Origin of the sequence: Sphingobium fuliginis (assembly GCF_004152845.1) — a bacterium.
Lineage (GTDB): Bacteria > Pseudomonadota > Alphaproteobacteria > Sphingomonadales > Sphingomonadaceae > Sphingobium > Sphingobium fuliginis.
In genome coordinates this window covers 60,765-82,809 of sequence record NZ_SEON01000001.1, presented here as the reverse complement: position 1 = coordinate 82,809, position 22,045 = coordinate 60,765, and the positions used below count along the sequence as shown (strand labels likewise).

At 66.3% G+C, this 22,045-nt stretch carries 23 protein-coding genes; 19 read left to right on the top strand and 4 right to left on the bottom strand.

Going from position 1 to position 22,045, the window contains the following annotated elements; genetic code table 11:
* Positions 1–33 precede the first annotated feature (33 nt).
* The 11 genes from EWH10_RS00440 (at position 34) to EWH10_RS00390 (ending at position 10,010) form a co-directional block, all read left to right on the top strand.
* The gene (locus EWH10_RS00440; RefSeq protein ID WP_025552304.1) at positions 34–441 is read left to right on the top strand and encodes a phage tail tube protein; all 408 of its coding nucleotides are present in this window, start codon (positions 34–36) and stop codon (positions 439–441) included.
* Complete coding sequence (locus tag EWH10_RS00435) at positions 438–764, top strand: gene transfer agent family protein (RefSeq protein WP_229742428.1); 327 nt, start codon at positions 438–440, stop codon at positions 762–764. Before EWH10_RS00440 ends, EWH10_RS00435 begins: the two co-directional genes overlap by 4 nt.
* Positions 761–958, top strand: coding sequence for a phage tail assembly chaperone (locus EWH10_RS00430; protein ID WP_044662595.1), 198 nt, complete (start codon positions 761–763; stop codon positions 956–958). The genes EWH10_RS00435 and EWH10_RS00430 overlap by 4 nt, the downstream gene beginning before the upstream one ends.
* An 82-nt stretch (positions 959–1,040) precedes the next feature.
* Positions 1,041–1,583: a hypothetical protein gene (locus tag EWH10_RS00425; RefSeq protein ID WP_044662594.1), complete on the top strand. Its 543-nt coding sequence runs from the start codon at positions 1,041–1,043 to the stop codon at positions 1,581–1,583.
* A complete protein-coding gene (locus EWH10_RS00420; RefSeq protein WP_044662593.1) occupies positions 1,580–3,907 on the top strand; it encodes a DUF2460 domain-containing protein in 2,328 nt (775 codons plus the stop codon). The genes EWH10_RS00425 and EWH10_RS00420 overlap by 4 nt, the downstream gene beginning before the upstream one ends.
* Positions 3,904–4,722, top strand: coding sequence for a DUF2163 domain-containing protein (locus tag EWH10_RS00415; RefSeq protein WP_044662592.1), 819 nt, complete (start codon positions 3,904–3,906; stop codon positions 4,720–4,722). The genes EWH10_RS00420 and EWH10_RS00415 overlap by 4 nt, the downstream gene beginning before the upstream one ends.
* A gap of 8 nt (positions 4,723–4,730) precedes the next feature.
* Positions 4,731–5,090, top strand: a complete 360-nt coding sequence (locus EWH10_RS00410) for a hypothetical protein (protein ID WP_013039658.1) — start codon at positions 4,731–4,733, stop codon at positions 5,088–5,090.
* A gap of 8 nt (positions 5,091–5,098) precedes the next feature.
* A complete protein-coding gene (locus tag EWH10_RS00405) occupies positions 5,099–7,294 on the top strand; it encodes a phage tail protein (RefSeq protein ID WP_044662591.1) in 2,196 nt (731 codons plus the stop codon).
* Between the two features lie 33 nt (positions 7,295–7,327).
* Positions 7,328–7,831: a DUF2793 domain-containing protein gene (locus EWH10_RS00400; protein WP_044662590.1), complete on the top strand. Its 504-nt coding sequence runs from the start codon at positions 7,328–7,330 to the stop codon at positions 7,829–7,831.
* Between the two features lie 190 nt (positions 7,832–8,021).
* Positions 8,022–9,098, top strand: coding sequence for an OmpA family protein (locus tag EWH10_RS00395; protein WP_044662589.1), 1,077 nt, complete (start codon positions 8,022–8,024; stop codon positions 9,096–9,098).
* Positions 9,099–9,461: 363 nt separating this feature from the next.
* Positions 9,462–10,010, top strand: a complete 549-nt coding sequence (locus tag EWH10_RS00390; protein WP_044662588.1) for a superoxide dismutase family protein — start codon at positions 9,462–9,464, stop codon at positions 10,008–10,010.
* Positions 10,011–10,041: 31 nt separating this feature from the next.
* Here the strand turns inward: EWH10_RS00390 and thpR are convergent, their stop codons facing one another.
* Positions 10,042–10,590: an RNA 2',3'-cyclic phosphodiesterase gene (thpR, locus tag EWH10_RS00385; RefSeq protein WP_044662587.1), complete on the bottom strand. Its 549-nt coding sequence runs from the start codon at positions 10,588–10,590 to the stop codon at positions 10,042–10,044.
* A gap of 120 nt (positions 10,591–10,710) precedes the next feature.
* Between thpR and EWH10_RS00380 the strand changes: the two genes are divergently transcribed.
* On the top strand, positions 10,711–11,448 hold the full coding sequence (locus tag EWH10_RS00380) for a Bax inhibitor-1/YccA family protein (RefSeq protein WP_025548846.1): 738 nt from the start codon (positions 10,711–10,713) through the stop codon (positions 11,446–11,448).
* 70 nt (positions 11,449–11,518) lie between these two features.
* Here the strand turns inward: EWH10_RS00380 and EWH10_RS00375 are convergent, their stop codons facing one another.
* The 3 genes from EWH10_RS00375 to EWH10_RS00365 all read right to left on the bottom strand — a co-directional run bounded on the left by EWH10_RS00375 (position 11,519) and on the right by EWH10_RS00365 (position 15,038).
* Positions 11,519–12,148, bottom strand: coding sequence for a glutathione S-transferase family protein (locus EWH10_RS00375; protein WP_044662586.1), 630 nt, complete (start codon positions 12,146–12,148; stop codon positions 11,519–11,521).
* A gap of 216 nt (positions 12,149–12,364) precedes the next feature.
* Positions 12,365–14,683, bottom strand: coding sequence for an ATP-dependent Clp protease ATP-binding subunit ClpA (gene clpA / locus EWH10_RS00370; protein ID WP_044662585.1), 2,319 nt, complete (start codon positions 14,681–14,683; stop codon positions 12,365–12,367).
* Positions 14,684–14,840: 157 nt separating this feature from the next.
* Positions 14,841–15,038, bottom strand: a complete 198-nt coding sequence (locus EWH10_RS00365) for a DUF1192 domain-containing protein (protein WP_044662584.1) — start codon at positions 15,036–15,038, stop codon at positions 14,841–14,843.
* 97 nt (positions 15,039–15,135) lie between these two features.
* Between EWH10_RS00365 and EWH10_RS00360 the strand changes: the two genes are divergently transcribed.
* The 7 genes from EWH10_RS00360 to EWH10_RS00330 all read left to right on the top strand — a co-directional run bounded on the left by EWH10_RS00360 (position 15,136) and on the right by EWH10_RS00330 (position 21,967).
* Positions 15,136–16,152: an NAD(P)H-quinone oxidoreductase gene (locus EWH10_RS00360; RefSeq protein ID WP_044663183.1), complete on the top strand. Its 1,017-nt coding sequence runs from the start codon at positions 15,136–15,138 to the stop codon at positions 16,150–16,152.
* A gap of 333 nt (positions 16,153–16,485) precedes the next feature.
* Complete coding sequence (locus tag EWH10_RS00355; RefSeq protein WP_025548852.1) at positions 16,486–17,349, top strand: UDP-2,3-diacylglucosamine diphosphatase; 864 nt, start codon at positions 16,486–16,488, stop codon at positions 17,347–17,349.
* Between the two features lie 14 nt (positions 17,350–17,363).
* Entirely contained in the window at positions 17,364–18,392 is a 1,029-nt protein-coding gene (locus EWH10_RS00350; RefSeq protein ID WP_044662583.1) for a glycosyltransferase family 4 protein, read from the top strand.
* Positions 18,393–18,518: 126 nt separating this feature from the next.
* Positions 18,519–19,202: a DUF1013 domain-containing protein gene (locus EWH10_RS00345; RefSeq protein WP_025548854.1), complete on the top strand. Its 684-nt coding sequence runs from the start codon at positions 18,519–18,521 to the stop codon at positions 19,200–19,202.
* 137 nt (positions 19,203–19,339) lie between these two features.
* The gene (locus EWH10_RS00340) at positions 19,340–21,046 is read left to right on the top strand and encodes a long-chain-fatty-acid--CoA ligase (RefSeq protein ID WP_044662582.1); all 1,707 of its coding nucleotides are present in this window, start codon (positions 19,340–19,342) and stop codon (positions 21,044–21,046) included.
* Positions 21,047–21,089: 43 nt separating this feature from the next.
* The gene (gene msrA, locus EWH10_RS00335; protein WP_025548856.1) at positions 21,090–21,626 is read left to right on the top strand and encodes a peptide-methionine (S)-S-oxide reductase MsrA; all 537 of its coding nucleotides are present in this window, start codon (positions 21,090–21,092) and stop codon (positions 21,624–21,626) included.
* A 74-nt stretch (positions 21,627–21,700) separates the two neighbouring features.
* Positions 21,701–21,967: a hypothetical protein gene (locus tag EWH10_RS00330; protein WP_025548857.1), complete on the top strand. Its 267-nt coding sequence runs from the start codon at positions 21,701–21,703 to the stop codon at positions 21,965–21,967.
* The last annotated feature ends 78 nt before the right edge of the window (positions 21,968–22,045 follow it).

The following is a 22,045-nucleotide window of genomic DNA, read 5'->3' as shown; positions in this document are numbered from 1 at the left end:
TCTTGCACGGTTTATCGTAGAGGAGAATGCGCCATGGGCGTGGAAAAAGGAAGCGCGTTTCTGTTGAAAATAGGCGATGGCGGGGCGCCTGCGGCCTATGCGACCGTGGCCGGGATGCGGACCACGCAACTGTCCGTCAACGGCGAGGCGGTGAACGTCACGCACAAGGGATCGGGCGGCTGGCGCGAGCTGCTGTCGGGTGCGGGCGTGCGATCCGTCAGCGTGTCGGCGGCGGGCATATTCACCGGATCGGCGGCGGAGGTGCGGCTGCGCAACCATGCGCTGGCCGGGACCATCGAGGATTATGAGCTGAGCTTCGAAAGCGGCGAGAAGATGCGCGGGCGCTTTCTGGTGACGCGGCTGGACTATGCCGGGGATTATAATGGCGAGCGCAACTATGCGCTGAGCCTGGAAAGTTCCGGGCCGGTGGTGTCGCTGTGAGCGGGGGCAATGGCGCCCCGGCTAACGGTGCCCGGGGGGAGGCTGCGCTGGAACTGGGTGGGGAGCGCCTTGTGCTGCGGCCCAGTTTCGCGGCTTTGGTGGCGGCTGAGGAGGAATTGGGACCGTTGTTCGCGCTGGTGGAGCGGGCGGCGGACGGGAAGCTGTCGCTGGGCGAGATGGCCGGGCTGTTCTGGCATTGCCTGGCGGAGCCGCCGGCGGGATTGACGCGAGAGGCTTTGGGCGAGGCGATCGTGGCGGCGGGGCTGGCGAAGCTGACGCCGGTTCTGCGCGGGATACTCGGGCAGATTTTGGGGGGACGATGAGCTTTTTCAAAGCGGCGGCGCGGCTGGCAGGGGTCGCGGGGTGGTTGCTGGGGTGGCGGCCGGAGGAGTTCTGGCGGTCGACGCCCGCGGAACTGGAGAGCGTGTTGCGGGCGGCTCATGGGGATGAGGACGAGGCGCGCGTGGGGATGGATCGCGGGGAGTTGGAGAGGTTGCGGGCTGGGATGCCGGATTGAGGTTGGAATGTGGGGCTTTCCCCTCCCCCAAACCCCTCCCTGAAGGGAGGGGCTTTTTCTTTTCGGTTGCGAGGTGAGAGGGATGGACGAGGAGATCGACAATCTGGTCGTGCGGGTGCGGGCGGACAGGCAGGGTTTTGCGCGGGATGTCGAGGCGATGCGGGGGGAGCTGGAAGGGCCTCTTGCGACGGGAGCGGAGCGGGCCGGGCGGCGGATCGAGCAGGGGTTGTTGCGGGCAGTGCGGACCGGGCGGTTCGGTTTCGAGGAGCTGAAGGCCATTGCGCTGCGGGTGCTGGACGACATTGCGGCCAGCGCCTTGCGGGCCGGGATGAACGGCATCGGCGGCGATGGCGGGCTGATCGGGCTGGCGGCGTCCGCCTTGGGCTTGCCGGGGCGGGCAACCGGCGGGCCGGTGGCGCCGGGGCGGGCCTATGTCGTGGGAGAGCGGGGGCCCGAGGTCTTTGTGCCCACCGCGAGCGGGCAGGTTGTTCCCCATGGCGGTGGTGGCGCGCGGGATGTGCGGGTGAGCATCGCGGTGCAGGGGCAGGGGGCGGATAGCGCCCGATTGCTGGCGCGCAGCGCGCGGCAGGTGGCCCGGGCGGTCAGGGGGGCGATAAGCGGATGAGCAGACTGGCTTACTGGCTGGCCGATGCGCGGCGGGGGCAGGAGGCGCGGTTCATGAAGCGGTTCGCGCCGACGCACTGGACCGTCAATTTTCCCCGGCCGATGATGGCGAGTGTCGTCACCACCGCGCCGGACGCGCTTCGGGTGGATGCCGTCTTTTACGGGTCCGGGGATCTGGCGGGGCTGATCTGGGAGGCGGAGGACAAGTGGAGCCATGCCCTGCTGGCCTATGAGACGGATCGGGATTTTCGCGATTGCGTGCTGCGCTTCCGCTGGCGGAGCGGAGGGCTGCGGCGGCTGGACCAGACGCATGGGCCGACGCTGACCATCGAGGGGAGGGACGCGGCGGGGCATGCGCGGGCCTGGTATGTGCGCTTGTGGAACTATGCGAGCGGCGGGCCGGAAGATGCTGTGATCACACTGGATTTTTCCGCGATCAGGAGCGGATTCCTGTTGAGCGAAGGGGAAGAGGTCTGGGCAGGCGATGTGGACCGGATGTTCATCTCCCTCGCCGCGCCCGGTTACGATGCGGGGAGCGCCGCCTTTGCCGGCGGGGTCGAGGGGTGGTGCGAGCTTTCCGACATGGGCTGCGACGGGGCCGGGTCGGTGCTGCGCGTGGGCGATGCGGTGCTGCCCGAACATGGGCTGTCGATGGCGACCGGCTATGACGACTGCTTCAACCAGACGCCGGAGCGGATCGTCGCGTCGATCCATGCGCTGGGCTATCGCGGGGACATCAACCATTATGTCGGGATGAGCCATTATTTCCGGCTGGAACCGCTGGGCGGCGGATTTTACATCAGCCTGGCCGGCGGGGTGCTGAACGCGCCCTGCGCCGCCTGGCATGCCGATTTCGCGCGGCGGGCGAAGGCGCTGGGGCTGGGGGTGATCTGGTCGCTTTCCTATGAATTGTTCGACGAGCACTGCTGGAACGACTGGAAGCAGCGGGCGGAGGATGGTTCTCCCGCGCTGACGGGCTGGTCGCCGCCCTCCACCCTGCTTTCCCCTGCGCATGACGGGGCGATGAGCTATTTGCGGCTGGTGGCAGGGGCCTTTGTTTTCATCGGGTTGGCGGCTGGACTGGAGATCGGATTTCAGGTGGGCGAGCCCTGGTGGTGGGTGATGCCTGCCGACGGGCGCATCTGCCTGTATGACGATGCGGCGCGGGCGGCGTTCGGGACGGCGCTGGTGTCGATCCCGGATGTGCGGGGGACGCTGAGCGCCGGGCAGAAGGCGTTGCTGAACCGGGCGGGCGAAGTGCTGGCGGCATCGACGGCGGCGCTCTGCGCCTGGGTGAAGGGGGTGGCGCCGGGGGCGGTGACGCATCTGCTCGCCTATCTGCCCACGGTGCTCGATCCGCTGGCGCCGGAAGCCAAGCGGGCGAACATGCCGTTGGGATGGGCGTCGCCCGCCTTCGATGTGCTGCAACTGGAAGATTATGACTGGGTGACGCAGGGACGCGAGCGGCTGACGGCGCGGGGCGTCGAACTGGCGGTGGAGCGGCTCGGCTATCCGGTCGAGGCGCAGCATTATCTTTCGGGCTTCGTGCTGCGCGGGGAGGATGCCGCGCAATGGCGGGAGATCGCGGCGGCGGCGGATGCGGCGGTGCGGCGGGGGACGGCCGCGACCTTCATCTGGGCGCTGCCGCAGGTGGCGCGGGACGGCTTCACCTGCTTCAGATTGAATGGGGAGGAAGATGTGCAAGCCTTTGACGATGTGTCCTTTCCTTTGGGCGTCGGACGGGAGGCGAGTGTCGCGCCGGCCTTTTCGACGCAGGTCGTGGAGAGCGTTTCGGGGCATGAGCGGCGCAGCAGCGACTGGGCGAATGCGCGCCTGTCCTTCGATGCCGGGCCGGGCGTGCGGTCGGAGGCGGACATGGCGGCGCTGATCGCCTTCTTCCGGGCGCGGCGGGGCGCGGCGCGGGGGTTCCGGTTCAGCGATCCCTTCGATGACCGCAGTTGCGGCATGGGGGAGGCGCCGGGGCCGCTGGACCAGCGGCTGGGGCTGGGCGACGGGGTGCGGGCGGAGTTTCCCTTGCAGCGCTTCTACGGCGCGGGCGAGGAGGCGCAGGCGCGGCGGATCACGCGGCCGGTGGCGGGGACCATCCGGGTGGCCGTGGACGGCGTGGAGATGGTGGGCGGCTGGAGCCATGCCGGGCTGGGCATGATCGCCTTCGATGTCGCGCCCGCCGAGGGAGCGGTGCTGACGGCCGGTTTCCGCTTCGACGTGCCGGTGCGCTTTGCCGAGGACCGGCTGGACATCAACCGGGCGACCTTCGCGGCGGGCGAGGCGCCGTCGGTGCCATTGGTGGAGATCAGGGAATGAGCGGGCTGGAAGCGTTGGAGAAGCCGCTGGCGACGCTGGCCTTTTGCTGGCGGATCGAGCGGCGGGACGGGGTGACGATCGGGCTGACGAGCCATGATCGCGATCTGGAGATCGGCCATCTGCTCTATCGCGCGGCGCCGGGGATGACGCCTTCCGCCGTGCGCAGCGGCATCGGGGTGGAGGGCGCGGACAGCGATGTCGAAGGCGCGCTGGTGGCGGATGCGATCAGCGAGGCGGACCTGATAGCGGGGCGCTGGGACGGGGCCGGGCTGGAGTTGCGGCTGACCGAGTGGGAGGCGCCGGGCGATCTGTGGCTGCTGCTGGCGCGGGGGGAGATCGGGGCCGTGACGCGCAAGGCGGGGGCTTTTTCAGCAGAGCTGGTGGGCGCGATGGCGGCGCTGAAGGCTTCTGTCGCGCCGTCCACTTCGCCGGACTGCCGGGCTGCGCTGGGGGACAGGCAGTGCCGGGTCGATCTGGCCGGGCGGCGGCGCGTGGTGGCCGTCGGCGCGGTGGAGGATGCGGTGGCGAGCGTGGCCGGGCTGGAGCCGGGGGCCTACGCCTTCGGGACGCTGCGCTGGCTGACCGGGGCCAATGGCGGGATAGTGCAGGGGGTGATCGACAATGGCGCCGAGGATGTCGGCCTGGCCGATCCGCCGCCCTTTGCGGTGGAGGCGGGCGCGCTGGCGCTGCTGACCGAGGGGTGCGACCGGCGGTTGGCGACGTGCGTCGGCCGGTTCGGCAATGCGGTGAATTTTCGGGGGGAGCCCTATCTGCCGGGGACGGATTTGCTGACGCGCTATCCGGGGGCGGCGTGAGCGGGGTCGTGGCGGCGGCCCGCGCCTTGGTGGGCGTGCGGTTCCGCCTGCACGGGCGGCTGCCCGAGCGGGGGTTGGATTGCGTCGGGCTGGCGGCGCTGGTGCTGGGGCGGGCGGCGCCGGAGGGATATGGGCTGCGGTCCGGGGATGAGGGCCGGGCGGCGGACTGGCTGCGCGCGGCGGGGCTGCGGCGGGTCGATGCGGCGCGCGAGGGCGATCTGGCGCTGGTGCGGCCGGGGCCGTTGCAACTGCACCTGATGATCGTCGTGCCGGGCGGACATGTCCATGCCCATGCGGGCGTGGGGCGCGTCGTGGAGATGCCGGGGCCTTCGCCCTGGCCGGTGCTGGGTTACTGGCGGGCGGAATAGGAGAATCTATGGCGACGATCGTGTTGACCGCCCTTGGCACGGCCATTGGCGGGCCGCTGGGGGGCGCCATCGGCGGGCTGATCGGCAACGCCTTCGACCATGCGGTGCTGTTCAGGCCCAAGGGCGTGGAGGGGCGGCGGCTGAACGAGGTTCAGGTCCAGACGTCGACCTATGGGTCGCAGGTGCCGAGGCTGTTCGGTACGCTGCGGGTGGCGGGAACCGTGATCTGGGCGACGGACCTCAAGGAGACGAGGCACAGGAGCGGCGGAGGCAAGGGGCGGCCCAGCGTCACCAGCTACAGCTATTCGGCGAGCTTTGCCGTGGCGCTGTCGGCGCGGGCCGTGCGGTCGGTGCGGCGCATCTGGGCGGACGGCAACCTGCTGCGCGGGGCGGCGGGGGACTTCAAGACCGAGCTGGGGGCGTTCAGGCTGCATGGCGGAGGCGAGGATCAGGCGGTCGATCCGCTGATCGCGGCAGCGGAGGGCGTGGGAGCGACGCCGGCGCATCGGGGGATCGCCTATGCCGTGTTCGAGGATCTGGCGCTGGCGGATTATGGCAACCGCATTCCTTCACTGACCTTCGAGGTGGAGGCGGACGAGGGGCCGGTCGCGATTGCCGGTCTGGCGGCGGCGTTGAGCGGGGGGATGTTGACCGGCGATGGGCTGGGCGCGGTCGCCGGCATGGCGGCGGGCGGCGCCGATGTGGGCGATGCGCTGGCGCCGCTGGTGGAGGCGTTCGGCCTGGCCTTCGTGGCGGAAGAAGCGGGGTTGCGCCTGCGGGCCGCGGAGGGGGAAGGGACGGCGGGGATCGCGGCGGGGGCGCTGTGCCGGTCGGTCAATGGGCGGGCGCTGGACGGGTTCGAGCATGCGGGCGGCGCGGCGGACAGCGTGCCGGCGGCCTTGTCGGTCCGTTATCATGATCCGGCGCGCGACTATCAGGCGGGTGTGCAGCGTATCGGACGGCCGGGGCCGGGACGGCTGGAGCAGGGGGTGGACCTGCCGATGGTGCTGTCGGGCGAGGAGGCGCGGTCGCTGGCGGCGCGGAAGCTGGGGATGGCCTGGGCGGGGCGATCGACCATGACGCTGCGCTGCGGGTGGGATGCGCTGCGCCATGCGCCGGGCGATGTCGTCGCGGTGGAAGGCGTGCCGGGCCGGTGGCGGATAGAGGAGCGCGAATGGGAGGCGATGGCCGTGCGCCTCGCCTTGAGGCGCTTGCCGGGGGCGGGCGCCGCGATGCCGCCGGGGGCGTCCTCCGGCGCGATGGTGCGGCAGGCCGACACGCCGCATGGCCCGACCACGCTGATGCTGGCCGATTTGCCCATGATCAGGGAAGGGGCGGCGGCCGCTCCCCTGATCGTGGCGGCGGCGAGCGGTGGCGAGGCGTGGCGCGGCGCGGCGCTTTTCGTGGTCGGTGCGACGGGGGAGGCTTCGCCTGCCGGGCGGACGGCCGGCCGCGCCGTGATGGGGCGAACGGACAATGGACTGGCCGCGGGGAGCGTGACGATGATCGACCGGATCAATGCCCTCCATGTCACTCTGCTGTCGGCGGACATGGAATTGGCGGGGGCGGACGAGGCGGCGCTGGGGCTGGGGCGCAATCTGTGCCTTGTCGGGCGGGAACTGGTCCAGTTCAGCCATGTGGTGCAGACCGGGGCCGCCAGTTTCCGGCTGGAAGGGCTGCGGCGGGGATTGTTCGGAACCGAATGGGCGATGGATTCCCATGGCGAGGGCGAGGCCTTCCTGTTGCTGGAGGAGGACCGGCTGGTCGAGCTTGCCGCTTATGGCGGGGTGGAGATTGGCGGCAGCCTCCATGTCTCCGCGATCGGGGTCGGCGACAGCGAGCCGGCCGATGCGCTGTTGACGATAAGGGGGGAGGCCCTGGCGCCGCCTTCCCCGGTGCATGTCACGGCGCGTGCGGACGGGGATGGCGGCTGGATCGTCGGCTGGACCAGGCGCAGCAGGAGCGGGTGGCGCTGGACCGGCGGGGCCGACGTGCCCCTGGGCGAGGATCGGGAGAGCTATGAACTGCGCCTGTGGGCCGGGTCGACGGAACTGCGCAGGATCGTCACCGACCGATCGCCCTGGACCTATGACGCGGCCGCGGTGGCGGAGGATATGGGCCATTCGGGCGGGCTGGCGGTCGAGATCCGTCAGATCGGCACCTATGCGCTGGGGCGTGCGGCGCGGATCGTTCTGGTCGGCTGATGGGCATTTTCTGAAGAAAAGGACAATCGAATCATGGTGATGGACTCGACGCTCCGTTGGGCCTTGCCCCAGCTTTTCGCCGGGCAGGCGCAGAAGGAGCTGTTTCACAACGAGGCGCTGGCGCGGATCGACATGCTGCTGCATGGCGCGGTGGAAAGCGCCGACCGGGATGAGCCGCCCGCGTCGCCGACGGCTGGCGCCTGCTGGATCGTGGCCGCCGGGGCAGGTGGCGCCTGGGAAGGGCAGGATGGGGCCCTGGCCTGCTGGACGGAAGGGGGATGGCGTTTCGCCGCGCCCCGTGCGGGCCTTTCGCTATGGGTCGCGGACCGGGGGCATGTCATGCGGCATGACGGCGCGCGCTGGGAGGATTCCGCCGTGCGGGCAGATGGCTTCTATGTCGGTGGGCAGCGGGTCGTGGGCGCGGCCGTGGCGGCCGTCGCCAATCCGGCGGGCGGCGCCATAGTCGACGTGGAGGCGCGTTCGGCCCTTGCCGCAATTCTGGGCGCGCTGCGGACACATGGACTGATCGCAAGCTGATCCTGCTGTGACTTTCGCTGTGTCCGCCTTTTACCAGAATTGCCCTTTCGAATTAGGAGCCAACGGAAGGCGACAGGGTTAACTGCGTTATTTTTGCAACAGTTTTGCCAATTGTGGACTTGCCATGAAACTTTCTACCCGATACAGGGTTTCAGCAGTCCTTCGTGACACTTTTGAAAGGGGAATTCAGATGCGGAAGCTTGCCCTCGCGGCTGTGCTTGCGACCAGCGCCCTGGCCACCCCGGCCCTGGCGCGTGACAATAGCTGGTATATCGGTATCGATTCCGGCGTTGTTCTCGTCGAAGATCAGGACATCACCTTCACCCCCGGCAATGGCGGCGCTGCCAGCAACACGGTTGCCGGCGTGGACTACCACAAGGGCTTCGACGGTGACGCCAATATCGGTTATGACTTCGGCGGTTTCCGTCTGGAGGCCGAGGCCGCTTACAAGCGCGCCAAGGTGGATCTGGACAAGAGCGGCTTCGGCGGTTCGGCTTCGGCTCTGTCGTTCATGCTGAACGGCTTGCTGGACTTCGGTCCCGATGACGGCCTGCAGGGCTTCGTCGGCGGCGGTGTCGGCGTTTCGCGCGGCAAGCTGGCCAACGATCTGGTGAACGATTCCGACACCGGCTTCGCCTGGCAGGCGCTGGCTGGCGTTCGCTATCCGCTGACCAACAATGTCGACGTCTCGCTGAAGTATCGCTTCTTCAACCAGGACGACATCAAGCTGATCCCGGCCTACACCACCATCGGTGGCCCCGCCGGCTCGTCGGTCGACACCAAGCTGCGCACCCACAGCCTGCTGCTGGGCCTGACCTACAACTTCGGTGGTGAACCGGCTGCTCCGCCGCCGCCCCCGCCGCCTCCGCCGCCCCCGCCGCCTCCGCCCCCGCCGCCTCCGCCGCCGGTGGCTGAGTGCAGCCCTGGGCCGTACATCGTCTTCTTCGAATGGGACAAGTCGGACATCACGCCTGACGCCGCCACCATTCTGGACAATGCGGTTTCGGCCTACAGCAACTGCGGCAGCGCGCAGGTCATGCTGGCGGGTTATGCGGACCGTTCGGGTTCGGCCTCGTACAACGTCGGCCTGTCCCAGCGTCGCGCCGATGCCGTCAAGGCATATATCTCGTCGAAGGGCATTCCTGACGGCGTGATCACGACCCAGGCGTTCGGTGAATCGAACCCTCGCGTCGAAACCGCCGACGGCGTCCGCGAACTGCAGAACCGTCGCGTGGAAATCACCTACGGTCCGGGTTCGGGTCAGTAAGATTTTCCATCCTTCGGGATGGGAAGGGATTGAGGGGCTGGTCGAAAGACCGGCCCCTTTTTCCATGCGGTTTGTACAGGGAGGGCTGCGAACTCGCCTGTAGCGGGCTTCGGACCAAATCGGGGAAGATGCTGTTCAGGCCCGGCCAGCCTCTGGTGCTGCCAATGGCAATGCGGAAGTTGCGTGCAATGGATTGGCCCCTGGCGAACCCCTGTCTTGCTCGAGCGCCCTTGGAGGAGCGGCTTGTGCCCTCCGGCCCAAAGCATGATCGGGATGAAAAGCGGTGACATTTCGGATCGCTTAGGCAACAAAGACCGTCATGTTGCGTTCGCCTAGCAGCGTTCTTCTCGGAGTTGGTTCATCATGAAAATTGCCGCAATTCTTCTGGCATTGCCGATGGCTGCCCTGGCATCGGCCTGTGCGACCGGGTCGTCGGGGACGGCCCCTGCAAGCGACGCCGCCGCGCCCGTGGCCCATGCGAAGCTGCTGGCCGCGGACGGATCGCCGCGCGGAGATGCGACGGTGACGCAGGCGACCGATGGCCTGCATGTGCTGGTGCGCGCGCAAGGGCTGACGCCGGGCATGCATGCCGTGCATATCCACGGCACCGGAACCTGTACGCCGCCCGATTTCACGAGCGCTGGCGGACACTGGAATCCCACGGGTCACAAGCATGGCAAGGATAATCCTGCGGGCATGCACATGGGCGATATGCCGAACATGATCGCCGGCGCCGACGGTTCGGGCGAAATGGAATATGTCATCCCCGGCGGGACCATCAGCGGAGGCGCGACGCCGCTGCTGGACGGCGACGGCGCGGCGTTGGTGATCCATGCGCAGGCGGACGACAACAAGACCGATCCTGCCGGCAATGCGGGTGGACGGGTGGCCTGCGGCGCGCTGTCGACCTGAATTCGCCAGGAACGCTTGCGGCAATCGCGTCTTATTCGGGCTCGTCCCTGTCCGCCCTATAGCGTTCGATCAAATGATAGGTCGAGCCGTTCTGGCTGAGATGGCTTTCATAGAGGGCGAACTCATCGACGGTGAATGGGGCGCTTGCCAGGCCGGCATGAAGGGCGATGAAGGCGTCCATCGGGCCGGCCGTGCGTCCGAAGCGGGCGAGGGTGATGTGCGGCAGATAGCTGCGATCGTCCGGTGACAGGCCCGCGGCGATGCAGGCGCGGTCCACTTTCCGATGAAGCCGGGCGAGGGGTGCGCGTGGCTCCATGCCTGCCCAGAGCGCGTTGACATGGCCCTTGCGGTCGAAGCAGCCCACGCCGGACAGTGCGGTCCGGAAGGGCGAAAAGCGGATATTCGCCAGTGCGTCGGCGATGTCATTGGCCTGGTGGCGGTCGACCTCTCCAATGAAGCGCAGGGTGATGTGCAACTGGTCGTCGTCCTGCCAGCGCGCTCCATTGATCCCGTTCATCAGGGCGATGAGGCCGGCGCGGATGTCGGCGGGCGGGCGTATGGCGACGAACAGGCGGTGCATCGCCTTCCTATAGCTGTTTCGCGGCGATAAGTCAGATTGCGCTCGCGGCTTGAATTGGAAGCGCGATAAGCCGATAATGAGGGAACCGGCCGCATGGATGCCGGTGAAGGAGAATATCTCATGGCCAATTGGTCCGATCCGCGTTCCGACGTTGCGGGTTTTGGCGGCACGACCGTTGCGCGCGGGGAGGCGTATGACGCTGGCCTGCGCAGCTATATGCTGTCGGTTTACAATTATATGGCGAGCGGCGTGCTGCTGACGGGCGTCGTCGCCATGCTGTTCGCCTCCAGCGGGTTTGCTTACCAGATCCTGGCCGGACCCGGCATATTGAAATATGTCATCATGTTCGCGCCGCTGCTGTTCGTGATGACGATGAGCTTTGGCATCAACCGTCTGTCGACCTTCGCGATGCAGGCGATGTTCTGGGCCTATGCCGCGGTGATGGGCCTGTCGCTCTCGTCCATCCTGCTCGTCTATACCGGCACGTCCGTTGCCCAGACCTTCTTCGCGACGGCGGCTGCCTTTGCGGGGCTTAGCCTCTGGGGCTATACGACGAAGCGCGACCTTTCGGGTTTCGGCACCTTCCTCATCATGGGTGTTGTCGGTCTGCTGGTCGCCAGCCTCATCAACCTGTTCCTGCGGTCGAGCGCCATGAATCTGGTGATCAGCTTCGTCGGCGTGCTGCTGTTTGCGGGTCTGACCGCTTATGACACGCAGAAGATCAAGAGCATCTATGCCTATGTCGCCGGCACGGACATGATGGGCAAGTCGGTGGTGATGGGGGCGCTGAACCTCTATCTCGACTTCATCAACATGTTCCTGTTCCTGCTGCGCTTCATGGGCAATCAGCGCAACTGAAGACGGCTTTAGCTGAAATAAGGGAAGGCCCGGCGAAGTGGTTCGCCGGGCCTTTTGCTTTGGGGGTGCTTCAGGCGGGCTTCTGCATCTTTGCGATCAGGGCGTTGTCCAGTTCCTTTTGCCGCTTATAGGCCGGGCGCTCGCGCAGGCGCGCCGCATAGGCTTCGAAGACGGGGCGGCTGGGGATCGAACCGAAGCTGAGGCCCCAATCGACCTGCGCTCCCACATAGACGTCGGCGGCGGTGAACCGGTCGCCGCAAATCCAGGCTGGTCCGGAGACGGCGCGTTCCAGGGCATCGATCGCATGGTCGAACGTGCCATAGCCGGCCAGACGCTCGCGGCCTTCGGGAACGGCAAAACCGAGCGCCTTGTTGGTGATGGCGGCCTCCACCGGGCCGGCGGCGAAGAAGAGCCAGCGATAATAGTCGGCGCGACCATCGGTGGCGGGCGCCAGGCCGGCGGCGGGAAAGGCATCGGCCAGATAGGCGCAGATGGCGGCGCATTCGGTCACCACCTTGCCTGCGTGGACGATGGCGGGAACCTTGCCCATCGGGTTGATCGCGAGGTAATCGGCCGACTTCATGCCGACGTCATAATCCAGCACGACCATGTCGTAGGGCTCTCCCACTTCCTCCAGCATCCAGCGGGCGATCTGCCCGCGCGACATCGGATTGGTGTAGAGGGTGATTTCGTTCGACATCGCGACTCTCCCGCATCTGGCTTGAGCCATCCTTGTGCCCGATGGAGAGCAATCCGCAAGTTCTCGCTTCGGCAGGCGGTCCAGCGGTTCGGGAGGCTTGATGCCGGAGGGAGGATCGGCCGTGCTGATCCGTGGCCGGTTTCTTCGGCGCGCCCGAATGATCAAGGGCGACCCCGAGGGGCAGCCCTTGTCATGATTGCCGATGATGGCGCTGTCTTATTTCGCCCGTTCCGCAGGCTTCGACTTGCCACCCTTCTTCCCCTTCTTGGGGGCGGCGGGGGTGATTTCGAAGGCGAGGGCGTCGTCCTTCAGCCGGACATGGACTTCGCCGCCATGCACCAGCTTGCCGAACAGCAGTTCCTCGGCCAGCGGCTGCTTGATCTTCTCCTGCATCAGGCGGCCCATCGGGCGGGCGCCATAGAGCTTGTCATAGCCGCGCTTGGTGAGCCAGGCCTTCGCCTCGTCGTCCAGGGTGATGTGGACGTCGCGGTCGGCCAGTTGCAGTTCCAGTTGCAGCACGAACTTGTCGATGACCCGCGCCACGATCTCCGGCGGCAGATAGCCGAAGGGTACGATGGCATCGAGGCGATTGCGGAATTCGGGGGTGAAGAGCTTCTTCACCGCGTCCTCCTGCGCATCCTCGCGGGTCAGTTCGCCAAAGCCGATGCTTTCCTTCGCCATGTCCGACGCACCGGCATTGGTGGTCATGATGAGGATGGTGTTGCGGAAATCCACCGTCTTGCCGTGGTGATCGGTGAGGCGGCCATTGTCCATCACCTGGAGCAGGATGTTGAACAGGTCCGGATGGGCCTTCTCGATCTCGTCCAGCAGCAGCACGCTATGCGGATTCTGGTCCACTGCATCGGTCAGCAGGCCGCCCTGGTCATAGCCGACATAGCCCGGAGGAGCGCCGATCAGGCGGCTGACCGAATGGCGTTCCATATATTCGGACATGTCGAACCGCTGGAGCGGAATGCCGAGCAGATGGGCGAGTTGCCGGGCGACCTCCGTCTTGCCGACGCCGGTGGGGCCGGAGAAGAGATAGTTGCCGATCGGCTTGTCGGGATCGCGCAGGCCCGCCCGCGACAGCTTGATCGCGGAGGACAGCACCTCGATCGCCCGGTTCTGGCCGAAGACGACGCGCTTGAGGTCGGTGTCGAGCGTTTCGAGAACCGACTTGTCGTCCGCCGAGACGGTCTTGGGAGGGATGCGGGCCATGGTTGCGATGACCTGCTCGATCTCCCTGGGGGTGATCGTCTTCTTGCGCTTGGACGGCACGACCAGCATCTGCATCGCGCCGACCTCATCGATCACGTCGATCGCCTTGTCCGGCAGCTTGCGGTCGTTGATGTAGCGCGCCGACAGCTCCACCGCCGCCTTGATCGCGTCGGGGGTGTATTTGACGTTGTGATGCTCCTCAAAGGCGCTGCGCAGCCCGGCGAGAATCTTGATCGTGTCCTCGACCGTGGGTTCGTTGACGTCGATCTTCTGGAACCGGCGCAGCAGGGCGCGGTCCTTCTCGAAATGGTTGCGGAACTCCTTGTAGGTGGTGGAGCCGATGCAGCGGATCGTGCCGCCCGACAGGGCAGGCTTCAGCAGGTTGGACGCATCCATCGCGCCGCCGCTGGTCGCGCCCGCGCCGATCACCGTGTGGATCTCGTCGATGAAGAGGACCGCGTGCGGCATCTTCTCCAGCTCGGTGACGACCGCCTTCAGCCGCTCCTCGAAATCGCCGCGATAGCGGGTTCCGGCAAGCAGCGCGCCCATGTCGAGCGAGTAGATCACCGCTTCCTTGAGGACGTCGGGAACCTCGCCCTCCACGATCTTGCGCGCCAAGCCTTCCGCGATGGCGGTCTTGCCCACGCCCGGGTCGCCCACATAGAGCGGGTTGTTCTTCGACCGCCGGCACAGGATCTGGATGGTCCGGTCGACTTCGGAAGCGCGGCCGATCAGCGGGTCAACCTTGCCCCGCGCCGCCTTCTCGTTGAGGTTGACGGTGAACTGCTCCAAGGCACTGTCCTTCTTGCCCTTGCTGTCCTGCGCCTTCTTCTCCTCCTCCTGAGCGCCCTTGGTTTCGCGCGGTTCAGGGGCGGCCGTGCCCTTGCCGACGCCGTGGCTGATGTAGCTGACGGCATCCAGGCGGCTCATATCCTGCTGCTGGAGGAAGTAGACGGCATAACTTTCCCGCTCGGAGAAAAGCGCGACGAGCACATTGGCTCCCGTCACTTCATCCTTTCCGGAGGATTGGACATGCAGGATCGCGCGCTGGACCACCCGCTGGAAGCCGCTGGTGGGGGAGGGGTCGCTTGCCCCCTCCACCTTCAGGCTGTCGAGTTCGGTATCCAGATATTGCGTCACCGCGTCGGACAATTCGCCAAGCTCCACGCCGCAGGCCTGCATCACCTTCGACGCATGTTCGTCGTCGATCAGCGCGAGCAGCAGATGCTCCAGCGTCGCATATTCGTGACGACGCTCCGATGCGTGGGTCAGCGCATTATGCAGGGTGGTTTCAAGGGCGGGTGCGAAAGATGGCATGTCTCTTATACTCCTGACCCCCAATGAGGGGCTGTCTTGAACCATATGTCGGCATTGCTCGACGGCGGATCAAGATGGGCATCCTGACCGCCGGAATTGCCAGACTGCCCATGCCCGGTGAGACCCTTGTCGGAGTCGCGTGGGGCGGGGCGCGGGTTCATCGCTTGAATAACGCCTCGGCGCTTGCTTTGTGGTTAACGGCGTTTTCAATCCTGGATCGGGTGCGGGCGATTTCGCCCTGCAGCGCCGCGATGCGCGCTTCGAGATCGGCAACGGACAGCGGACCCAGATCCTGCCGGATCAGCTGGGCCAGAGGATCATCGGCCTTTCGGGGCAGATCGTCTTCCATGTCCATGAATCGCAATGTTGACCCTGCGGGCCAGTCTGTCAATAAGGCCTGCATTCCGCCCGTCGATTTAGGTGCGGTGCAACATCTGCCGCGAGGGGCCGCAATGGCGATAGAGGGCGTGAAGCCGAACGACCTGCCGACGGAAATGACGGTGATCGGCATAGCGGTTCCCGGTGGGCCTGAGGCCCTGGTGCCGCAGCGGCGGCCGGTTCCCGTGCCGGGGCCGGACGAGGTGCTGATCAAGGTGGCGGCGGCCGGCGTCAACCGGCCCGACATGATGCAGCGGCAGGGGAAATATCCGCCGCCGCCCGGTGCGCCGGACATTCCGGGGCTGGAGGTTTCCGGCATCATCGTCGCCGCGGGCGGTAGCGCGGAACTGTTGATCGGCCGGCGCGTCTGCGCGCTTCTGCCCGGCGGGGGCTATGCCGAATATGCGGTGGCGCCCGCCGGCCAGTGCCTGCCGGTGCCGGACGATTATGATCTGGTCGAGGCGGCGGCCCTGCCGGAAACCCTGTTCACCGTGTGGAGCAACCTGTTCGAGCGCGCCTATGTGGTGGAGGGCGATGTGGTGCTGGTCCATGGCGGCACGAGCGGCATCGGCACCATGGCGATCTCGCTCTGCAAGCTGTTCGACATCGGCGTCATCGTGACCTGTGGCAGCGATGAGAAATGCGAGCAGGCGAAGGCCTGGGGCGCCGATCATGCGATCAATTATCGCAGCCAGGATTTCGTCGAGGAAGTGAAGCGGATCACCGGCGGGCGGGGCGTGCAGGCGGTGCTGGACATGGTCGGCGGGGATTATCTGCCGCGCAACATCCAGTGCCTGGCGGAGGACGGGCGCCATGTGTCCATCGCGGTCATGGGCGGGCCCAAGGCGGAGGTCTTCATTCCCGCGATCATGGGCAAGCGGCTGACGCTGACCGGATCGACGCTGCGCCCGCGCTCTGTGGCCTTCAAGAGTCTGGTGGCGGACGAGTTGATGCGGGTGGTGTGGGCTTTCATCGAGCAGGGCAGGCTGCGGCCGGCGATGGACATGCGCTTTCCGCTGGCGGAGGCGGCCGCCGCGCATGCGCGCATGGATGCGGGGGAGCATTTCGGGAAGATCGTGCTGACGGTTTGACGAGGGGGTGGGTCTGATTGGGGGGTAATCGAACACCCGCTTTATCCCTCTCCCTGAGGGAGAGGGCTGCGCAGACTTGGCAGCTTGCTGCCTAGTCGCAGCTGGGTGAGGGGGTTGCGATCCATGGGATCGCGCGGGCCGCAGGCCCGCTTCCCCCTCATCCAAATCAGCCTAGGCTCCTTCGTCGCCAAGGCTTCCTATCCTTCTCCCTCGAGGGAGAAGGAATGTCCTGCACTGGCAAAGACCGTAGCATTTCCGTCATATTCGCTGCGGAGTTGTAACATAGGGCGGCTATGGATTCGCTCCTGAGGGAAACAGCTCAGGGGTCGCATCATGAACGCCATCACTCGCCTGCCTTTCCTGGCGGAGTTGGACGATGGCGCCGACGACAAGTTCGCCATTCCCGAACGGGAAGGGAAGCGTCGCCGCTATCGCACGATCTGGATTTCGGACATTCACCTCGGCACGCGCGGCTGCAATGCGAGCATGCTGATCGACTTCCTCGACAGCGTCGACAGCGACACCATGTATCTGGTGGGCGACATTATCGACGGCTGGCGGCTGAAGAAGCGCTTCTATTGGCCCGCCGCGCATAACGATGTGGTCTGGCGGGTGATGAAGCGGGCCAAGCGCGGCACCCGCGTCGTCTACATCCCCGGCAATCATGACGAGATGTTCCGCCAGTTCACCGGCCTCAGCTTCGGCGGCGTCGAGATCCGGCGCAAGGCGATCCATGAGACCGCCGACGGCCGCAAGCTGCTGGTGCTGCACGGCGACGAGTTCGACACGATCATGCTCGCGCACCGCTGGCTGGCCTTTGTGGGCGACGCCGCCTATACCATGCTGATGCGCGTCAATGTCGTGGTGAACGCGGTGCGGCAACGCATGGGGCTGCCCTATTGGTCGCTCAGCAAGATGGCGAAGCACAAGGTCAAGAACGCCGTCGAGTTCATCTCCCGCTTCGAGGAGGTGGTGGCGCATGAGGCCGGTTCCCGCGGCGTCGACGGGGTCGTTTGCGGGCATATCCACAATGCGGAAATCCGCGAGATCGCGGGCGTCGAATATTATAATGACGGCGATTGGGTGGAGGGATGCACGGCGCTGGTCGAGCATTTCGACGGGCGCATGGAGGTGCTGCACTGGGCCGACGAGATCGCCGGGCGCGCCGCCGAAGAACCTTCCCGGATCGCGGCCTGACGGGAGGGCGAACGATGCGTGTCGCCATAGTCACCGACGCCTGGAGCCCGCAGGTGAACGGCGTCGTCCGCACGCTCCAGACCATGCAGGCGGAACTGGAGAAGATGGGGCATGAGGTGAAGCTGGTCTCGCCCGATCTCTTCGGCTCCATCCCCTGTCCGACCTATCCGGAAATCCGGCTGGCCTTCGCCCGTTCGAGCGTTGTGGGGCAGATGATCGCGGCTTTCCGTCCCGACGCGATCCATCTGGCGACGGAGGGGCCGCTTTGCCTGGCCGCACGGCGCTGGTGCCTGCGCAGCGGCATCCGCTTCACCACTGCCTATCATACGCATTTTCCGGATTATGTGGCGCAGCGCACCGGGCTGCCGGCGGCGTGGTTCTGGCGCTATATCCGCTGGTTCCATGGACCGGCCGAGGCGGTGCTGGTGTCGACCCGGTCCGTGCGGCGGCAATTGCGCGCCCATGGGCTGGCGCAGGTGCGTGCCTGGGGCAGGGGAGTGGACCTGGCCGCCTTCACGCCCATGGCGACGCCGCCCATCCTCTTTGCCGATCTGCCGCGTCCGATCCAGCTCTATGTCGGCCGTGTCGCGGTCGAGAAGAATCTGGAAGCCTTCCTGGCCAGCGGCCATCCGGGCACGAAGGTCGTCGTCGGGGACGGTCCCGCCCGCGCCATGCTGGAAAGAACCTATCCGCAGGCGCATTTCCTGGGCCCCATGTTCGGGGCGGAACTGGCCGGCGCCTATGCCGGCGCCGACGTCTTCGTCTTTCCCAGCCGCACCGACACCTTCGGCCTGGTCATGATAGAGGCGCTGGCCTGCGGCACGCCGGTGGCGGCCTATCCCGTCACCGGCCCGGTCGACATCGTCACCCCGGAAAGCGGCGCCTTGTCGGATCGGCTGGAGGATGCCATCGCCGCAGCGCTCCTCTGCGACCGTCAGGCATGCGCCGCCTATGGCAAGAGCTTCAGTTGGGAACGCAGCGCGCGGGAATTCCTCACCGGCCTGCACAATATCGATCCCCAGGCGCTCGGCAGCGCGGCCTGACGCTTTTCCTTGCCCGGCGCGGCCGGATGCACTATCTCGGGTCGGGCGTGGCCGCCCTGCTTGGGCGGCCCTTGTCGTTTTTAAGCGCCGTTTCTATGCCGGAGAATTCCCGTGTCCCAGCCTCTCATGCCCCATGCGACAGCCAGTTGGCTGGTCGACAATACCGCGCTGAGCTTCGACCAGATTGCGGAGTTTTGCGGGCTGCATATCCTGGAAGTGCAGGCGATTGCCGACGATACCGCCGGCACCAAATATACCGGCCGCGATCCGGTGCGCGCCCATGAAATCACGATGGAGGAAATCCACAAGGGCGAGGCCAATCCGGACTATCGCCTGAAGATGCTGAAGGGCCCCGAGCCGGTCCGCCGCACCAAGGGACCGCGTTATACGCCGGTCAGCAAGCGTCAGGACAAGCCCGACGGCATCGCCTGGATCCTGCGCAACCATCCGGAAATTTCGGACGGCGCCATCGGCAAGCTGATCGGCACCACGCGCACCACCATCGCCGCGATCCGCGACCGCACGCACTGGAATATCTCCAACATCGTGCCCAAGGACCCGGTGACGCTGGGCCTCTGCTCGCAGCGGGAACTGGACGCGCTGGTGACGAAGGCGGCGAAGAAGGCGGGCATCGAGGCCCCCACCGATTCGCGCCTGGACGGCGATCGCGAGGCGCTGATCAACGAGCTGCGCCGGGAGCGCGAGGACGCCACCCGCCGCGCGGAAGAAGCGCTGAAGAGCGAGTCCGACCTGATTTCGGGCGCCGCGAAAATCCTCGATCCGTTCAGCGACAACAAGGGTCACGTCTGATGCCGTAACGTCAATCCGCCCCGTGCGGAGCGACGACGGCAGAGACCGGGAAAAGGGCCGCGCCTTGCCAAGGGCCGCGGCCCTTTTGCCGTGCTTTACGCTTGCGTAAAGGGAAGGCGTAACTTACACCTGTACAAATGGAGAGCAGCGAAAAAATCTGGAAAACCCGCTATAATCATCCCTCTGCCTGGGAGCAGACATTCCCGCCCCTGTCGATGGTGGAGATGGTGGCGAACAGCGCCGCGGCCAATCCGCAAGCGGTGATGATCGACTTCATGGGCCGCAAGACGAGCTATGGCGAAATGCTCCACAGCATCCGGCGGGTCGCCAGGGGATTGCAGGACATGGGCATAGAAAAGGGGGACCGGGTCGGTCTTTTCCTGCCCAATGTCCCTCATTATGTCGCGGCCTATTATGGCGCGATGATGGCCGGGGCGACGGTCGTCAACTATTCCCCCCTCTACACGGCCGCCGAACTGGAACATCAGGTCGAGGATAGCGGGACGAAGATCCTCTTCACCCTGTCGGCCAAGGCATTGCTGCCCACCGCGCTGGAAGTGCTGGACAACAGCAGCCTGGAACGGCTGGTCGTCGGCTGCGTCGCGGAAGTCCTGCCGCCTGCCAAGTCGGTGCTGTTCCGGCTGTTCAAGCGCAAGGAGACGGTCGCGGTACCGCACGATCCGCGCCTTACCCATTATGCGGACCTGCTGCGCCATGGCGAAGACCCCGTGCCGGTCGCCATCGATCCGGAGCAGGACATCGCCCTACTGCAATATACCGGCGGCACCACCGGCCGGCCCAAGGGCGCAATGCTGACCCATCAGAACCTGACCGCCAATGCGCGGCAGGTCCGCCTGATCGATCCGCATCCCGAAGCGCCCGACCGCATATTGGCGGTGCTGCCCTTCTTCCATGTCTTCGCCAATACATGCGTGCTCAACCGGACGGTGCTGAACGGCGGCGAGATGGTGATGCTGCCCCGTTTCGACGGCACGCAGGTTCTGGCCGCGTTGCAGCGGACCAGGGCGACCTCGCTGCCCGGCGTGCCCACCATGTACCAGGCGCTGCTGGATCATCCCGCGACGCCCAATATCGACTTCTCCTCCCTGCGCCTCTGCATTTCCGGCGGCGCGCCGCTGCCGCTGGAGGTCAAGCAGCGGTTCGAGGCGATGACGGGCTCCAAGCTGGTCGAGGGCTATGGCCTCACCGAAAGCAGCCCGGTCGTCTGCTCCAACCCCTATGAGGGCCTCAACAAGTCCGGCACGGTGGGGCAGCCGGTGCCCGGCACCCGCGTCAAGCTGGTCGACCGCGAGGACCCGACCCGTCCGCCGCCCGAGGGCGAACCGGGCGAACTGGTCTTTTCCGGGCCGCAGATCATGAAGGGCTATTGGCAGCGGCCGGACGCCGACGAGGAGGTTTTCGTCGACGGCTGGCTGCGCACAGGCGATGTCGGGCTGATCGACGAGGACGGCTATGTGAAGATCGTCGACCGGCTGAAGGACATGATCGCCGTCGGCGGGTTCAAGGTCTTCCCCAGCGAGGTCGAGAAGGTCCTCTACCACCATCCGGCGGTCAAGGAAGCGCTGGTGATCGGCATTCCCGACCATTATCGCGGCGAATGCCCGAAGGCCTTCGTCACTCTTCAGGAGGGCTCCGGGATCGACGGGGCCGCGCTCAAGGACTGGCTGAACCCGCAACTGGGCAAGCATGAGAAGGTGTGCGAGGTGGAGGTGCGCCTCAACCTGCCCAAGACGCTGGTCGGCAAGCTGTCCCGCAAGGAACTGGTGGCCGAGGAACGCGCCAAGGCGGAGGCGGCGATGCGGCAGACTGGAACCGCGGGCTGATCCTTCCTATCTCGGCGGCCAATTCAGGATAAGGACTCCCTATATGGCCGAAGAGATCGCAACCCTGGCTGGCGGCTGCTTCTGGTGCACGGAAGCGGTGTATCAGAATCTGAAGGGCGTGAAGGCCGTGGAAAGCGGCTATATCGGCGGCACGCTGCCGAACCCCAGCTATGAGCAGGTCTGCTCCGGCGCGACCGGCCATGCCGAGGCTATCCGCATCACCTATGATCCGGCGGCGATCGGCTATGGCGACCTGCTGGACATTTTCTTCGCCACCCATGATCCGACGACGCTCAACCGGCAGGGCAACGACATCGGCACCCAGTATCGGTCGGCCATCTTCCCCCATTCGCCCGAACAGGCGGCGGAGGCGAAGGCCGGGATCGAGCGCGCTCAGGCGGATCAGGCGAACCCGATCGTCACCGCCATAGAGCCCGACGCGCCCTGGTATCCGGCGGAGGATTATCACCAGAAATATTGGGAGCGGGTGGGGGACCGGAACCCCTATTGCATGGCGGTGATCCCGCCCAAGCTCGCCAAGCTGCGCAAGGGCTTTGCCGAGCGGATCGAAGCGCCCTAACGGTTCGTCGCCCACGGCTTGCCCTGGCCGCCAGCGTCTTTAAGCTGGCGGACATGACAAGCCGGGGAAGAGATATGAACAAGATCGCATGGGTGGCCGCGCCGGCTTTGTTGCTGTTCCTGCCGGGCTGCATCGCGCGGACGGCGGCGAATATCGTGACGGCGCCGGTGCGCGCTGGCAGCCAGGTGGTCGACTGGAGCACCACCAGCCAGGAAGAGGCCGACCGCAATTACGGCCGCAAGATGCGCAAGCAGGAGGCGCGCGAAGCCCGCGAGCGGAAGAAGGAGGAAGAACGCCGTCGCCGCGAATGCCGCGATGCGGGTTATGATAATTGCGGGTGAGTGATTTCTCGCCCTTTTATCCGGCCCATCCCCACGCGTCATGCTGAAATAAGTTCAGCATGACCATATTCATAGGCG

Excerpts from the sequence above, each read along its gene's own strand:
- EWH10_RS00390 (WP_044662588.1), top strand. The coding sequence starts at position 9,462 with ATGAAAATTGCCGCAATTCTTCTGGCATTGCCGATGGCTGCCCTGGCA.
- EWH10_RS00430 (WP_044662595.1), top strand. The coding sequence starts at position 761 with ATGAGCTTTTTCAAAGCGGCGGCGCGGCTGGCAGGGGTCGCGGGGTGG.
- EWH10_RS00345 (WP_025548854.1), top strand. The coding sequence starts at position 18,519 with ATGCCCCATGCGACAGCCAGTTGGCTGGTCGACAATACCGCGCTGAGC.
- EWH10_RS00360 (WP_044663183.1), top strand. The coding sequence starts at position 15,136 with ATGGCGATAGAGGGCGTGAAGCCGAACGACCTGCCGACGGAAATGACG.
- msrA (WP_025548856.1), top strand. The coding sequence starts at position 21,090 with ATGGCCGAAGAGATCGCAACCCTGGCTGGCGGCTGCTTCTGGTGCACG.
- EWH10_RS00330 (WP_025548857.1), top strand. The coding sequence starts at position 21,701 with ATGAACAAGATCGCATGGGTGGCCGCGCCGGCTTTGTTGCTGTTCCTG.
- EWH10_RS00400 (WP_044662590.1), top strand. The coding sequence starts at position 7,328 with ATGGTGATGGACTCGACGCTCCGTTGGGCCTTGCCCCAGCTTTTCGCC.
- EWH10_RS00425 (WP_044662594.1), top strand. The coding sequence starts at position 1,041 with ATGGACGAGGAGATCGACAATCTGGTCGTGCGGGTGCGGGCGGACAGG.
- EWH10_RS00355 (WP_025548852.1), top strand. The coding sequence starts at position 16,486 with ATGAACGCCATCACTCGCCTGCCTTTCCTGGCGGAGTTGGACGATGGC.
- EWH10_RS00415 (WP_044662592.1), top strand. The coding sequence starts at position 3,904 with ATGAGCGGGCTGGAAGCGTTGGAGAAGCCGCTGGCGACGCTGGCCTTT.
- EWH10_RS00440 (WP_025552304.1), top strand. The coding sequence starts at position 34 with ATGGGCGTGGAAAAAGGAAGCGCGTTTCTGTTGAAAATAGGCGATGGC.
- EWH10_RS00405 (WP_044662591.1), top strand. The coding sequence starts at position 5,099 with ATGGCGACGATCGTGTTGACCGCCCTTGGCACGGCCATTGGCGGGCCG.
- EWH10_RS00340 (WP_044662582.1), top strand. The coding sequence starts at position 19,340 with ATGGAGAGCAGCGAAAAAATCTGGAAAACCCGCTATAATCATCCCTCT.
- EWH10_RS00350 (WP_044662583.1), top strand. The coding sequence starts at position 17,364 with ATGCGTGTCGCCATAGTCACCGACGCCTGGAGCCCGCAGGTGAACGGC.
- EWH10_RS00365 (WP_044662584.1), bottom strand. The coding sequence starts at position 15,038 with ATGGACATGGAAGACGATCTGCCCCGAAAGGCCGATGATCCTCTGGCC.
- clpA (WP_044662585.1), bottom strand. The coding sequence starts at position 14,683 with ATGCCATCTTTCGCACCCGCCCTTGAAACCACCCTGCATAATGCGCTG.
- thpR (WP_044662587.1), bottom strand. The coding sequence starts at position 10,590 with ATGCACCGCCTGTTCGTCGCCATACGCCCGCCCGCCGACATCCGCGCC.
- EWH10_RS00375 (WP_044662586.1), bottom strand. The coding sequence starts at position 12,148 with ATGTCGAACGAAATCACCCTCTACACCAATCCGATGTCGCGCGGGCAG.
- EWH10_RS00380 (WP_025548846.1), top strand. The coding sequence starts at position 10,711 with ATGGCCAATTGGTCCGATCCGCGTTCCGACGTTGCGGGTTTTGGCGGC.
- EWH10_RS00420 (WP_044662593.1), top strand. The coding sequence starts at position 1,580 with ATGAGCAGACTGGCTTACTGGCTGGCCGATGCGCGGCGGGGGCAGGAG.
- EWH10_RS00395 (WP_044662589.1), top strand. The coding sequence starts at position 8,022 with ATGCGGAAGCTTGCCCTCGCGGCTGTGCTTGCGACCAGCGCCCTGGCC.